Source organism: Profundibacter amoris, assembly GCF_003544895.1.
Classification (GTDB): domain Bacteria; phylum Pseudomonadota; class Alphaproteobacteria; order Rhodobacterales; family Rhodobacteraceae; genus Profundibacter; species Profundibacter amoris.
Map to the genome: position 1 here is coordinate 1,044,308 of NZ_CP032125.1, position 13,665 is coordinate 1,057,972.

Below are 13,665 nucleotides of genomic sequence, written 5' to 3' on the forward strand. Positions count from 1 at the left end.
TGGCGAAATGCTGAACGCCGATATTTCCATTGTTCTGCCTGAAATCACCTTGGCGGTATTCGCCATGGCCGCCCTGATGTTCGGGGTCTACACCAGCAAGGACAAGGTGGCACCGCTGATCCTTTGGGCCACATCCGCCGTTCTGGCCGGCATCGGCATCTGGATTGCCCTGTCGCCCGCCGGCACGCATATAGCGTTCCACGGGGCCTTTGTGGATGACAGTTTCTCGCGCTTTGCCAAGGTGACGATCCTGCTGTCCGCCGCCGCCGTGTTGCTGATGAGTCAGGATTACATGTCGCGCCGCGGGTTGTTGCGGTTTGAATACCCCATTCTGGTGGCCCTGTCGGCTGTCGGTATGATGATGATGGTTTCCGCTGGCGACCTGATGGCACTATACATGGGGCTGGAACTGCAATCGCTGGCGCTTTACGTCGTGGCATCATTGAACCGCGACAGTCTGAAATCGAGCGAAGCGGGCCTGAAATACTTTGTGCTGGGCGCCTTGTCGTCGGGCATCCTGCTGTATGGCGCGTCACTGGTTTATGGCTTTGCCGGAAGCACGGTGTTCTCGGACATCATCCTGTCCGCCGAAGGACGCATCCCGCTGGGTCTGCTGTTTGGCCTGACATTCGTGATCATGGGGCTGGCGTTCAAAGTGTCCGCCGTGCCGTTCCATATGTGGACGCCGGATGTCTATGAGGGCTCGCCGACACCGGTCACCGCCTTCTTTGCCACCGCGCCGAAAATGGCGGCGATGGGGCTGTTTGCCCGCGTGGTGCATGATGCCTTTGGCATGGCAGTGGCGGACTGGAGCCAGATCATTGCGCTGTTGGCTGTGGCCTCGATGTTCCTTGGGGCGATTGCCGCGATCGGGCAGAAAAATATCAAACGCCTGATGGCCTATTCGTCGATTTCCCACATGGGGTTCGCCCTGATGGGGCTGGCGGCTGGCACCGTTGGCGGGGTTCAGGCGATGCTGGTTTACATGGCGATCTATATCACCATGAACATCGGCACCTTCGCCTTTATCATGTCGATGGAGAAAGACGGCCGTCCGGTAACCGACATTGCCTCATTGAACCAGTACTCCAAGGCCGAACCGCTCAAGGCGCTGGCGATGTTGGTGTTGCTGTTCTCGTTGGCCGGTGTGCCGCCGATGGTAGGGTTCTTCGGGAAATTCTATGTGCTGAAAGCGGCGGTTGACGCCAATATGACATGGCTGGCCATTGCCGGTGTGGTCGCCTCGGTGATCGGGGCGTTCTATTACCTGCGGATCGTTTACTACATGTATTTCGGCGAAGCCAATGATGATGCGCTGGACAAACGCATGGCCCCGACCCAATGGGTGTTCCTGATGGCATCGGCTGCAATCATGCTGCTGGGGCTGGTCAACCTGTTTGGTGTTGATGGTTACGCGGCCATGGCGGCCGAGGCTCTTGTCAACTAGCCACTGGCCTGTCGGCTATGGGCGGATCATTCTGCCCGAGGTCGACAGCACCCTTTCCGAGGCATCCCGTCAGGCCCCGTCATTGGCGGGGCCGACATGGATTCTGGCCCTGCGCCAAACCGCAGGGCGCGGACGCCGCGGGCGGGAATGGGTGGATCCGGACGGAAATTTTGCGGCAACTCTGGTGATGCGCCCGGGTGGCGGGCCGGAGCGTGCGGCGCTGCGGTCCTTCATTGCCGCGCTGGCCTTGTATGATGCGGTTTGCGCCTGCTGCCCCGGACTTGATCCGGGGCCTTCCGGCAGCAACAACACGAGGCCCCGGAGCAGGTCCGGGGCAGCGCGGGTCGCGTTGAAATGGCCAAATGACGTGCTGCTGAATGGCGGCAAGCTGGCGGGGATATTGCTGGAAAGCAACAGCACCGGCACCCTGTCGATCGGCATCGGTGTGAACCTGTTGAACGCCCCCGATGCAACACAGATCGAGGAGCACGCCGTGCCCCCCGTCAGCCTGTTGTCGGAAACCGGTGCAGATGTCACGCCCGAGGATTTCCTGAACGCCCTTGCCCCCGCCTTTGCCCGATACGAGGCACAGTTCAAGACTTACGGTTTTGCCCCGATCCGCACCGCATGGCTGGACCGCGCGGCGCGTCTGGGGCAGGTGATCACGGCCCGCATGGGCACGGCCGAGCAGACGGGCACGTTTGAAACGGTGGACGACAGTGGCGCACTTATACTAAGGACAAGCGAAGGCCTGCAGGCGATTCCTGCCGGCGAGGTTTATTTTTAGGGAGCACCCCAATGCTTTTGGCAATCGACTGCGGCAATACCAATACGGTGTTTTCCCTATGGGATGGCGAAAAATTCCTCTGCACCCTGCGCACCTCTACCCACCATGCGCGCACGGCGGATGCCTATTTCACATGGTATTCCACATTGATCAATCATTACGGCATTGATGCCCCGATCACCGATGTGGTGATTTCCTCGACCGTGCCGCGGGTGGTCTGGAACCTGCGCGTTTTCGCGGATCGTTTCTTTGGTTGCCGCCCGCTGGTGGTAGGTAAACCCGAATGCCTGCTGCAACATACCCCGCGCGTGGACACCGGCACGGCTGTGGGGCCGGACCGGCTGGCCAATGCCGCCGGTGCCTTTGATCGCCACGGTGGCGATGTGATGGTGGTGGATTTTGGCACAGCCACTAATATCGACGTGGTGGCCAGTGATGGTGCCTATGTCGGCGGGGTGATTGCCCCCGGCGTCAACCTGTCGCTGGAAGCGTTGCATCAGGGTGCTGCCGCCCTGCCGCATGTGGATATATCGCAGCCGGACAAGGTGATCGGCACCAATACAGTGGAATGTATCCAGTCGGGGATTTTCTGGGGCTATGTCGGGTTGATTCAGGGGTTGACCCAAAGGGTGCGGGACGAATATGGCAAACCGATGAAGATTATCGGCACCGGTGGACTCGCCCCCCTTTTCGCGCAGGCAGAAACGCTGTTTGACACGATCGAGGACGATTTGACCATGTATGGTCTGGTGGTGATCCACGCCTATAACAAAGAGCAGGGAAATATATGACGAAATCTGACCGGCTGATCTATCTGCCCCTTGGCGGGGCGGGTGAAATCGGCATGAACGCCTATGTCTATGGCTATGGCAAACCGGGCAAGGAACGCCTGATCCTTGTCGATATCGGCGTGACATTCCCCGATATGGACAGCAGTCCGGGGGTGAACCTGATCGTGCCTGATATTGCCTGGCTTGAGACGAATAAAAAACGGCTGGATGCGATTTTCATCACCCATGCGCACGAAGACCATGTTGGCGGTTTGGGCCACCTGTGGCGTCGTCTGGGCGCACCTGTCTATGCGCGGGCCTTTACCGCCCACCACGCACGCCGCAAGATGGAGGATGCCGGCCAGTCGCCGGACGAGGTAACCACCGTTTCCCCCTATCCTGAAACCGTCAAGGCGGGGCCGTTCACGGTGTCGTTCCTGCCGATATCCCACTCGATCCCCGAAAGCTCGGGCCTTGTGATCGACAGCCCTGCGGGGCGGGTGATCCACACGGGTGATTTCAAACTGGACGAAACGCCGGTGCTGGGCGAGCCGTTTGACGAAGCGCTATGGCGCGAGGTGTCCAAGGGCGGGGTCAAGGCGCTGGTCTGTGATTCCACCAACGTCTTTTCCGAACACGAGGGCCGTTCCGAGGCCAGCGTGAAACCCGAGATTACCAAGCTGGTGGCGGGGGCCAAAGGGATGGTTGTGGCCACCACCTTTGCCTCGAACATCGCACGCCTGAAAACACTGGCCGAGGCAGGGCAGGCGGCGGGGCGTGACGTGTGCCTGCTGGGCCGTGCCATGCAGCGGATGGTGGCGGCGGGTGAAGCCACGGGGATCATTGGAAAATTTCCGGCAACCATTCCGGTCGAGGAAGCCCGCGATCTGCCGCGAAACAAGTTGATGCTGATCGTCACCGGTAGTCAGGGCGAACGCCGCGCGGCCTCGGCTCAGCTATCACGCGGGAAATATCTGGGGATGACGATGAAGGACGGGGATATGTTCTTGTTTTCCTCCAAAACCATTCCCGGCAATGAACGTGGCGTAATCCGCATTATGAACGCCTATTCCGAAATGGGCGTGGACATTGTGGATGACAGCGCCGGACGCTACCACGTTTCCGGACATGCCAACCGGCCCGATCTGCTGCGGATGCATGACATTGTGAACCCCGAAATGGTGATCCCGATGCACGGTGAACACCGGCATCTGCGCCAGCACACGCGGCTGGCGATTGAAAAGGGCCGCGCGGGGGCACTGCTGGTCAACGGCATGATGGCCGACATTTCCGGCCCCGCGCCCGATGTGGTGGAATACATCGAAACCGGCCGCACCTATCTGGACGGCAGCGTGCAGATCGGCGCGATGGACGGCATTGTCCGCGACCGGATCCGCATGGCGTTGAACGGGCATGTGACGGCCACCGTGATCATGGACGAAGATGACGAGCCATTGGGTGATGCCTGGGTCGAGGTGATGGGGCTGGCCGAACTGGGCAAGTCCAATGCGCCACTGGTCGAGGTGGTCGAGGGTGATCTGGGTCAGATCCTGATGCGGATGAACGATAAAACCTTGCGCGATGACGACAAGATGGAAGAGGCCATCCGTCGCGAAGTGCGCCGGTCGGTGATGGACGAGATTGGCAAGAAGCCCGAGGTGACAGTGGTTATCAGCCGGTTGATTGGATAGTTATGGCGTAAGGCGGGGTTAACCCCGCCCTACGGGTCAACTTTCGCGACGGTCGTCAAAGCTTTTCGCTATGAAATCGGGCATGTGATCGCCCATGCCGACAACCTTGTTCTGGTTGCCACGGCCCTTGTTGTTGCCCTTGTTTCCACCACGGTCGCGTTCGCGAGGCGTACGTTTTTGCGGCTCGGATTTGGGGGCTTCGGCCTTGGCAGGTGCTTCCACCGCTTCCTTGGCCTCTACTGGCGCTTCGGCCTTGGGCTTGCGGCTACGACGGGTGCGTTTGGGCTTTTCACTGACTTCGTCCTTTGGCGCCTCGGGGGCAGGGGACGATTTGCTTTCTAGCGGGTTTTCCAGACGCGGGATTTTATTTCCCACCAGTCGTTCGATGTCTTCCAGATTCTTTTCGTCCCGCGGAATGCAGATCATCAGTGCGGTGCCGGATTTGCCAGCGCGACCGGTGCGGCCAATGCGGTGAACATAATCCTCTGCATGGCTGGGAACGTCAAAGTTGAAGATGTGGCTCACATTGGGAATATCCAGCCCGCGCGCCGCCACATCCGAGGCACAAAGGAACTTGATCTTGCCATCGCGAAAGCCCGCCAAAACTTCCATCCGGCGGGATTGGTCCAGATCGCCGTGGATCGGCTCGGCGTTATAGCCGTGCTTTTTCAGGGACTTGGCGACGGTATCCACATCGACCTTGCGGTTGCAAAACACAATCGCACTGGTGCAGGAATCGCCTTCTTGTTCAATCATCGCCCGCAGAAGATCGCGTTTTTCGCTGGCTTCGCGGCGTTTGTTTTCCGAGCGGAACATCACCACGCCCTGTTTGATATTCTCGCCGGTGGTTGCGGCGCGTGCCACTTCGACCTTGGCGGGGTTCGACAGGAAGGTGTTGGTGATCCGTTCGATTTCGGGGGCCATTGTGGCGCTGAAGAATAGCGTCTGGCGGGTGAATGGCGTCAGGGAAAAGATGCGCTCGATATCGGGGATAAAGCCCATATCCAGCATCCGGTCGGCCTCGTCCACCACCATGATCTGAACGCCGGTCAGCATCAGCTTGCCGCGCTCGAAATGGTCCAGCAGGCGGCCGGGGGTGGCGATCAGAACATCGACGCCACGGTCGATCAGCTTGTCTTGTTCCTTGAAGGAAACGCCACCAATCAGCAGCGCCTTGGACAGTTTGCTGCCCACAGCGTAGTTGTCAAAGTTTTCAGCAACCTGCGCGGCCAGTTCCCGTGTGGGGGCCAGCACCAAGGAGCGCGGCATCCGCGCACGCGCACGGCCACGGCTGAGCATGGTGATCATCGGCAGGGTGAAGCTGGCGGTTTTGCCTGTACCTGTCTGGGCGATGCCCAAAACATCACGCCCTTCAAGCGCTGGCGGAATCGCACCGGCCTGAATGGGGGTAGGGGTTTCGTAACCTGCGGCTTCAACCGCTTTTAATACTTTAGGCGATAATTTTAGATCGGCGAATTTTGTCATTGTTATCCGTGTTCTACGGCATTTTTCGCCGCATCGGTTCTGGGGGCGGATGGCCCGGATGGCCAAAAGTTATGCACAAGCATCCCCCGAATAATGTCTGACCTACTGAAAATATGCGGCGGGGTCAATGAAGGTTCCCGATTCAGGTGAATACCGGCCTGACTGCGACAATACGAAAAAGGCTGGATAATTGGCAGTATGTTTCAATGTCTTGAATAATTCATATTTATGAATGGTTTAGTGGTATCAGTCGGAATAGCCAATAAACAAAGGTGCATTTGGACGGGGTACTTTGCACCAGAGGTGCATTGCGACACAGGGCCGCAACGCCCGTTACAGCATCATTTCCTTGGTCGCGGTCAGTTTTACATCGGGATAATCGCGCACAACGCGGTCAATGTCCCATTGCAGCCGCGTCAGATAAACCGAGTCGCCATCGTTGTCGGTAGCCATATGCCCCTTGTTTTCATTCACAAACTTATCCACAGCCTCTTTTGGTCCGGCAACCCAGCGGGCGGATGTGAACTGGCTGGCCTCGAAGCGCACCGGTAGATTGTATTCTTGCTCGATCCTGCTGGCCAGAACCTCGAATTGCAAGGCGCCGACAACCCCGACGATAAAGCCCGAACCGATCATCGGTTTGAACACCTTGGCCGCGCCTTCTTCGGCAAACTGCATCAGCGCCTTTTCCAGATGTTTGGCCTTCATCGGATCGCCCGCGCGTACGGTTTGCAACAATTCGGGCGCGAATGACGGGATGCCGGTGACACGCAGGGCTTCGCCTTCGGTCAATGTGTCGCCGATGCGCAATTGCCCGTGGTTGGGGATGCCGATGATGTCGCCGGCCCATGCTTCTTCGGCCAGTTCGCGATCGGCCGCCAGAAACAGCACGGGGTTGGAGATGCTCATCACCTTTTTGCTGCGCACATGGGTCAGTTTCATGCCGCGCTTGAAATGGCCCGAGGCCAGCCGCACAAAGGCCACACGGTCGCGGTGTTTGGCATCCATATTGGCCTGCACCTTGAAGACAAAGCCGGCGACTTTCGTTTCTTCGGGCATCATCGGGCGAGGGGTGGCGGGTTGTGGCTGTGGCTCGGGGCCATAGTTGGCGATGCCGTCCATCAGTTCTTTCACCCCGAAGGAATTGATCGCCGAGCCAAACCAGATCGGCGTCAAGGTGCCTTCCAGCAGCGCCTTGGCGTCCATCGGTGGCATCAGCTCGCGCACCATTTCCACGTCTTCGCGCAGCTTTTCCAGCAGGTCGGCGGGGATATGTTCGGCCAGTTTCGGGTCGTCCAGCCCGTTGATCGAAATGCTTTCGGCCACCTTGTTGCGGTCGGCGCGGTCCATCAGTTCCAGACGGTCGCGCAGCAGGTCGTAGCAGCCGATAAAATCGCGGCCAACCCCGATGGGCCAGCTGGCAGGGGTGACGTCGATTGCCAGATTTTCCTGAATTTCGTCTATGATTTCAAATGTGTCGCGGCTTTCGCGGTCCATTTTGTTACAGAAGGTCAGGATTGGCAGATCGCGCAGGCGGCAGACCTCGAACAGTTTTTGCGTCTGGCTTTCGATGCCCTTGGCCCCGTCGATCACCATCACAGCGGCGTCCACTGCCGTCAGGGTGCGGTAGGTATCTTCGGAAAAATCCGAGTGGCCGGGGGTGTCGACAAGGTTGAACCGGTAGTTGCCGAAATCGAACGACATGGCCGAGGCGGAAACCGAGATGCCGCGCTCCAGCTCCATCTTCATATAGTCGGACCGGGTGCGGCGGGATTCGCCCTTGGCGCGCACCTGTCCCGCCATCTGGATCGCGCCACCATAGAGCAGAAATTTTTCCGTCAGTGTGGTTTTCCCCGCATCGGGGTGGCTGATGATCGCAAAAGTGCGGCGCCGCGCGATTTCGGGCGGCAATTCGGGGCGATTTGTGCTTTGGTCCAACATGGTCCCGCGTATAGGGGCGCGGGGTTACGAGCGCAACACAAAGTGGCCCGGGTCTACCTCGTCATAGAGCGACGGGCCGGGGGCGTAATCCAGCGGGAAGATCGGCGAGGGGATCGGTTTGAAGTTCAGATCCGCCTCGACCTTGCGCTTGCGGGGGTCGGCCACCGGAACGGCAGACAGCAGGCTTTGGGTGTATTCGTGCCGGGGGTTTTCAAACACGGCGGCACGCGGGCCGATTTCCACGATGCGCCCCAGATACATCACGGCGGTGCGGTGGCTGACCCGTTCGACCACGGCCATATCGTGGCTGATGAACAGGAAGGAAATGCCAAGGTCGGCCTGTAGTTCCATCATCAGGTTCAGCACCTGCGCCTGCACGGTCACATCCAGCGCCGAAACGGATTCATCGGCGATGATCAGTTTCGGATTCAGCGCCAAAGCCCGCGCAATCGCCACCCGCTGACGTTGGCCGCCAGACAGTTCGTGCGGGTAGCGGCGCATGAATTCGCGCGGCAGTTCCACGCGGTCAAACAGGTTTGCCACGCGGTCATGCAGTTCGGATCCTTTGTGAATACCGTAATTGATCAGCGGCTCGGCCACCTGATCGGACAGGCGCATTTGCGGGTTCAGCGAGGCAAACGGGTCCTGGAATACCATCTGCATATGCCGCCGCGCCTCGCGCAGTTCGGTGTTGTCCATTTGCAGAACATCCTGCCCGTTCAGCAGAACCTGACCGGATTGCGGATCATTCAGTCGCAGGATTGAACGGCCGCAGGAGGATTTACCACAGCCGGATTCCCCCACCAGCGACAGGGTTTCCCCGACATTCAGCGAAAAGGAAACATCCTCGACCGCATGCACGTTGGAAATGGTGCGCCGCAGCAAACCGCCCTTGACCGGAAACCGCTGCACAAGGTTTTTAACATCCAGCAGCAGCTCGTCGGTTGCGATGATCGGCTCGCCCGCATGGGGGTTTTCCTCGCCCAGAATACGCATCCGTTCGGGGGCGGATTTGCCGCGCATCTCGCCCAGTTTGGGCACGGCGGACAGCAGGGCCTTGGTGTAATCCTCTTGCGGGTTCTCGAAAATTTCGGTGACGGTGCCTTCCTCGACCATATTGCCGCGGAACATCACCACCACGCGGTCGGCCATTTGCGCCACCACCGCCATATCGTGGGTGATGAACAGAACGGCAGTGCCGGTTTCGCGTTTCAACCGGTCGATCAGGGCCAGTATTTCGGCCTGAATGGTCACATCCAGCGCGGTTGTGGGTTCATCCGCGATCAGCACGCGCGGCTCGCAGGCCAGCGCCATAGCGATCACCACACGTTGGCGCATCCCGCCGGACAATTCGTGCGGGTATTGCTTCAGGCGGCGTTCGGGTTCGGGGATACGCACGCGGCGCATCAGTTCCAGCGCGTGATCGGCGGCCTCTTTCTTCGACATGCCCTTGTGGACGCGCAAACCTTCGGTCAGCTGGCGTTCGATGGTGAACACGGGGTTCAGCGATGTCATCGGCTCCTGAAAAATCATGCCGATTTCATTGCCGCGAATGGTGCGCATCAAATCGTTTTCCGCATGGGCCAGATCAATCGCGCCCTTGCCGTCGCCGTGGTCGCGCCGGTCGAACATGATCCGCCCGTTGGTGATTTTCCCGCCGCCAAATTCCACCAGCCGCATCAATGATAGCGAGGATACCGATTTGCCCGAGCCGGATTCACCCACCACACAAACGGTTTCGCCCGGGTTGATGCTAAAGGTGATATCCTCGACCCCTACGACGGGGCCGTCCTTGGTGGAAAATTCGACCCGAAGGTTTTCGATGGAAACAAGGGGGGTGGTGTTGGTGGTTTCGTCAAACATCAGTCAGGCAGCCCAGTGTGGTTGTGAGTTGCACGACAGTAGCGCGGAATGGGGGCAAGTCAAACCGGAACCGTGCCCAATTCAGATATTTGAAGCCCGGTGCAAGCGTTCGGCAATGTTCCCGCCGGAAATATCATCCGGGTCCAGTTCGAATTCCACATGTGTCTGCTTGCTGTGCCGGTGCAACATATGCCCGATCTTTTGCGCTAAATCTTTGGGCAGCGCCGGGGTGGTCCGATCATCCAGTATGAGGCTTTCGGCGGCGATCCCTTCGGCGAAAATGATCTGGTGATCGTCAAACAACAATTGATAATAGTCAATAAAACCGCCCGTTTGCCGAACGATATTGCGGCCATTGATCAGGTGTTTCGCTTTAACAAGAACCTCGCTTCGGCCCGTGCCCAACTGGTCCACGCGTTGGTATATGAACAGCCGGTGATTGGGGCTGACCGCCAGGTCGTTCTCATTGTTCAATGTGCCTTTGGCAATCACGACGGGGGCAAAATCGCCAATGGCGCGCATGGTTGTATGGCCAATCCAGCGAATGGCTTGAATGCCGTTGTCGCGGGTCAACACCTTGTCGCCGATATGCAGGTTTTCAATCGGGCGCTGTTCGCCACTGGCCATGGTTATGCAGGTGCCACGCGCAAAGCTGGCGCAGGCGGCTTCTGCCATTCGGGTGATAGCGTTTTCGCGGTCAACTTTGACCAGGCGATAATTTGTTTTCGACAGCAGCGGGGCGAGCGGCATCAGGTAGACATCGACAATAAGACCGGTTGTCTGATCTACTTCGACAAGGATAACCACATCAAAAGGTGTCAGGTCATTTCCCATCAGCGTAACAGCGCAATCCGGAAACACCCTATTACCACTGTTTCCGGTTGGTGATCCGTCCGCGATAACAAAATAATCGGTGTTTTGCCGGTCTATGATCAGCGGAACCTGACGCACACTTTCAGCAAGAGAATAAACATCATCCAGAACCAGTTCATCGGCGTGGCTGATCGGGTCTTTGTAATTAACACCATCAGTCACACAAAATCCCGCTGCCGTATAAACTGGCAACGTTCTAATAAAGTTTGTGTTCTCGGTATTTTGCTTGTTCATTACCAATATTGCACGCGACCCGATATACTAGCACGCCATCTAACTTGTTACGAAAACTCCGTCCAAGATGGTTGATTCGATCAATTGTTGGAGCCCCCTCCACACACACAAATACAGTAGTTTGCAGTTACTGTAACGTCAACTTGTTTGCCTACAAATGGCAATGCGGCCACGGATTAGGGGTTAAATGACGGTTTCGCTCTTGTAGAAGGATTGCTGAAGCGAATTAATTCACCTCAAAGCTGTTATTGCGATTCGTTGGTTCAGACGTGATAAAGGCTGGATATAAACAGGGGGGAATTGACCATGGAAACGGGCATTGCAGGCAAACGGGCGCTGGTTTGTGCGTCGTCAAAAGGGTTGGGGCGGGGCTGTGCCGAGGCATTGGCCGCCGAAGGGGTGCATCTGGTGATGAACGCCCGCACCGATGGGCCGTTACAGGCCGCCGCCAGGGAAATCAGCGACAAATACGGGGTCGAGGTTACCCCCGTGGCTGCCGACATTACCAGCGAGGAGGGCCGCGCCAAGGTGCTGGCCGCCGCCGGTGATGTGGATATTCTGGTGACCAACGCGGGTGGCCCGCCACCGGGCATGTGGACGGATTGGGAGCGCGAGGATTTCATCAAGGCGCTGGATGCCAATATGCTGACGCCGATTGCGCTGATGAAGGCGCTGTTGCCTGCGATGATGCAAAAAGGCTGGGGCAGGGTGGTGAACATCACCTCGCAATCGGTCAAGGCCCCGATCGCGGTTCTGGGCCTGTCCAATTCGGCCCGTACCGGTCTGACCGGCTATGTCGCGGGCACCTCGCGGCAGGTGGCCGGCTCGGGTGTGACCATCAACAACCTGTTGCCCGGCATCCACGCAACGGATCGCGCGGTGTCGCTCGATCAGGGGGTGTGCAAGGCGCAGGGGATCACGATGGAACAGGCGCAGGCGCAGCGCATGGCCGGTATTCCGGCGGGGCGCTATGGCACGCCCGAGGAATTCGGCGCGGCCTGTGCGTTTTTGTGTTCCGACAAAGCGGGTTTTATCGTCGGGCAGAACATTCTGCTGGATGGTGGCGCGGTGAATACGACATTATAACACAGTTGACCTGCCGCCATTTGGGCGCAATATGCAAACTCCCGGAATTACCCAAGGCTGTGACAGTTGCGGTTGATCATATTTATCAACGGGTTGATCCTGATTTTCGGTGGCGTGATAATGGCTGCCGAGGCAATCGCATTTGGCAACGAGTCAGGTGTGTTTCTGCTTGCGTCTGCCTTGACCATTACGCTGGGTGTGTTGCTGTCCGTGGCGTCGCATTGTGATTTTTCCGACTTGCGAACACGAGAAACCTTTCTGCTAACTGCAACCGTGTGGTTGACGGCATCTGCCTTTGGCATGTTCCCGCTTTATATGTGGCACTTGTCTTTTACCGATGCGTTTTTTGAATCCATGTCGGCCGTAACGACAACAGGGTCCACCATCATGAGCGGGCTGGACACCACCCCCCATGACATTCTGTTATGGCGCGGCATATTGCAGTGGTTGGGCGGGGTCGGGTTTATCGTTACCGGCATGGCGCTGCTGCCAATGCTAAAGGTCGGCGGGATGCAGCTTTTCCGCACCGAAAGCTCGGATCAGGGGGAAAAAGAGCTGAAAAGCTCGACCATGTTTGCTGCGGCGACCTTCTGGGCCTATCTGGTACTGACTGTGGCCTGCATGATCGTCTATTCCATTGGCGGGATGGGGTTTTTCGATGCGTTGGTGCACGGGTTGACCACGCTGTCCTCGGGCGGGTTTTCCAACTATGACGCGTCGTTCGGCCATTTTGACAGCCCGTTTTTGCAATGGTCAGCGACCTTTTTCATGGCCTGTGCCGGCATCCCTTTTGCCTGGTATATCCACGCGGCCCGCAAGCACGAATTCCGTAGCGAACAGGTGCAGGCCTATCTGGTCGTGGTCGGGGTGGCGGTTTTGTTGCTGACGATCTGGCTTTGGGCCTTCAGGGGGGGCGATATTCTGGACGCCTTGCGATTGGTGGCCTTTAACGTGGTATCGGCGGTGACAACAACGGGCTATGCCACCACGGATTATACGCTCTGGGGCGGGACAGCGGCGGTGGCGTTTTTCCTGCTGACGGCAATGGGCGGTTGCACTGGCTCGACCTCGGGCGGGGCCAAGATGATGCGCTGGATCATTCTGGTGCGCAGCCTGAAAATCCAGATCTACAAAATCCGCTATCCGCATGTGATCATGCGGCTGAAATACGAGGGCAAAACCGTATCCGACAATGTGCTGGACGGGGTGATGTCGTTCTTTGTGTTCTATATTTTCACAGTGGCCATTCTGGCGGCCGCGCTGGATATGATCGGGCTGGATTTTTCCACCGCTATCAGTGGCGCCTTGACCTCGGTTGCCAATGTCGGCCCCGGGGTGGGCAACATTATCGGCCCCGCCGGAAATTTTGCCAGCCTGCCGGATGCGGCCAAATGGGTGCTGTTTTTCGGGATGTATGTCGGGCGGCTGGAAATGCTGACCGTGTTTGTAATTCTGACCCGCGGGTTCTGGCGCGAAGCGATATAGACA

Annotated in this window: 10 protein-coding genes; 6 read left to right on the forward strand and 4 right to left on the reverse strand. The window is 58.1% G+C overall.

What is annotated here, in order from left to right:
• The first annotated feature begins 7 nt into the window (after nt 1-7).
• From nuoN to BAR1_RS05235, 4 genes are read left to right on the forward strand one after another with little or no spacing between them, the layout of a single operon-like run.
• The gene (gene nuoN / locus BAR1_RS05220; protein ID WP_118942040.1) at nt 8-1,447 is read left to right on the forward strand and encodes an NADH-quinone oxidoreductase subunit NuoN; all 1,440 of its coding nucleotides are present in this window, start codon (nt 8-10) and stop codon (nt 1,445-1,447) included.
• A complete protein-coding gene (locus BAR1_RS05225) occupies nt 1,437-2,234 on the forward strand; it encodes a biotin--[acetyl-CoA-carboxylase] ligase (RefSeq protein ID WP_407681524.1) in 798 nt (265 codons plus the stop codon). The genes nuoN and BAR1_RS05225 overlap by 11 nt, the downstream gene beginning before the upstream one ends.
• Before the next feature lie 11 nt (nt 2,235-2,245).
• Complete coding sequence (locus BAR1_RS05230; RefSeq protein WP_118942042.1) at nt 2,246-3,025, forward strand: type III pantothenate kinase; 780 nt, start codon at nt 2,246-2,248, stop codon at nt 3,023-3,025.
• Nucleotides 3,022-4,695, forward strand: a complete 1,674-nt coding sequence (locus tag BAR1_RS05235) for a ribonuclease J (protein ID WP_118942043.1) — start codon at nt 3,022-3,024, stop codon at nt 4,693-4,695. The genes BAR1_RS05230 and BAR1_RS05235 overlap by 4 nt, the downstream gene beginning before the upstream one ends.
• 36 nt (nt 4,696-4,731) lie before the next feature.
• On the opposite strand, the gene BAR1_RS05240 is transcribed toward BAR1_RS05235, so the two are convergent.
• From BAR1_RS05240 to BAR1_RS05255, 4 genes are all read right to left on the reverse strand, one after another.
• Nucleotides 4,732-6,180: a DEAD/DEAH box helicase gene (locus BAR1_RS05240; protein WP_118942044.1), complete on the reverse strand. Its 1,449-nt coding sequence runs from the start codon at nt 6,178-6,180 to the stop codon at nt 4,732-4,734.
• Nucleotides 6,181-6,513: 333 nt separating this feature from the next.
• Nucleotides 6,514-8,121, reverse strand: coding sequence for a peptide chain release factor 3 (locus BAR1_RS05245; RefSeq protein ID WP_118942045.1), 1,608 nt, complete (start codon nt 8,119-8,121; stop codon nt 6,514-6,516).
• A 24-nt stretch (nt 8,122-8,145) separates the two neighbouring features.
• Nucleotides 8,146-9,984, reverse strand: coding sequence for an ABC transporter ATP-binding protein (locus BAR1_RS05250; RefSeq protein ID WP_118942046.1), 1,839 nt, complete (start codon nt 9,982-9,984; stop codon nt 8,146-8,148).
• Between the two features lie 81 nt (nt 9,985-10,065).
• Nucleotides 10,066-11,019, reverse strand: coding sequence for a Hint domain-containing protein (locus BAR1_RS05255; RefSeq protein WP_228408751.1), 954 nt, complete (start codon nt 11,017-11,019; stop codon nt 10,066-10,068).
• 378 nt (nt 11,020-11,397) lie between these two features.
• Here BAR1_RS05255 and BAR1_RS05260 point away from each other — a divergent pair, with 378 nt between their 5' ends.
• Entirely contained in the window at nt 11,398-12,177 is a 780-nt protein-coding gene (locus BAR1_RS05260) for an SDR family oxidoreductase (RefSeq protein WP_118942048.1), read from the forward strand.
• A gap of 66 nt (nt 12,178-12,243) precedes the next feature.
• Complete coding sequence (locus BAR1_RS05265; RefSeq protein WP_118942049.1) at nt 12,244-13,662, forward strand: TrkH family potassium uptake protein; 1,419 nt, start codon at nt 12,244-12,246, stop codon at nt 13,660-13,662.
• Nucleotides 13,663-13,665 lie beyond the last annotated feature (3 nt).

What these genes read in the sequence shown, in the direction of transcription:
- nuoN (WP_118942040.1), top strand. Translation starts at nt 8, where the DNA reads ATGCTGAACGCCGATATTTCCATTGTTCTGCCTGAAATCACCTTGGCG.
- BAR1_RS05230 (WP_118942042.1), top strand. Translation starts at nt 2,246, where the DNA reads ATGCTTTTGGCAATCGACTGCGGCAATACCAATACGGTGTTTTCCCTA.
- BAR1_RS05235 (WP_118942043.1), top strand. Translation starts at nt 3,022, where the DNA reads ATGACGAAATCTGACCGGCTGATCTATCTGCCCCTTGGCGGGGCGGGT.
- BAR1_RS05240 (WP_118942044.1), bottom strand. Translation starts at nt 6,180, where the DNA reads ATGACAAAATTCGCCGATCTAAAATTATCGCCTAAAGTATTAAAAGCG.
- BAR1_RS05245 (WP_118942045.1), bottom strand. Translation starts at nt 8,121, where the DNA reads ATGTTGGACCAAAGCACAAATCGCCCCGAATTGCCGCCCGAAATCGCG.
- BAR1_RS05250 (WP_118942046.1), bottom strand. Translation starts at nt 9,984, where the DNA reads ATGTTTGACGAAACCACCAACACCACCCCCCTTGTTTCCATCGAAAAC.
- BAR1_RS05260 (WP_118942048.1), top strand. Translation starts at nt 11,398, where the DNA reads ATGGAAACGGGCATTGCAGGCAAACGGGCGCTGGTTTGTGCGTCGTCA.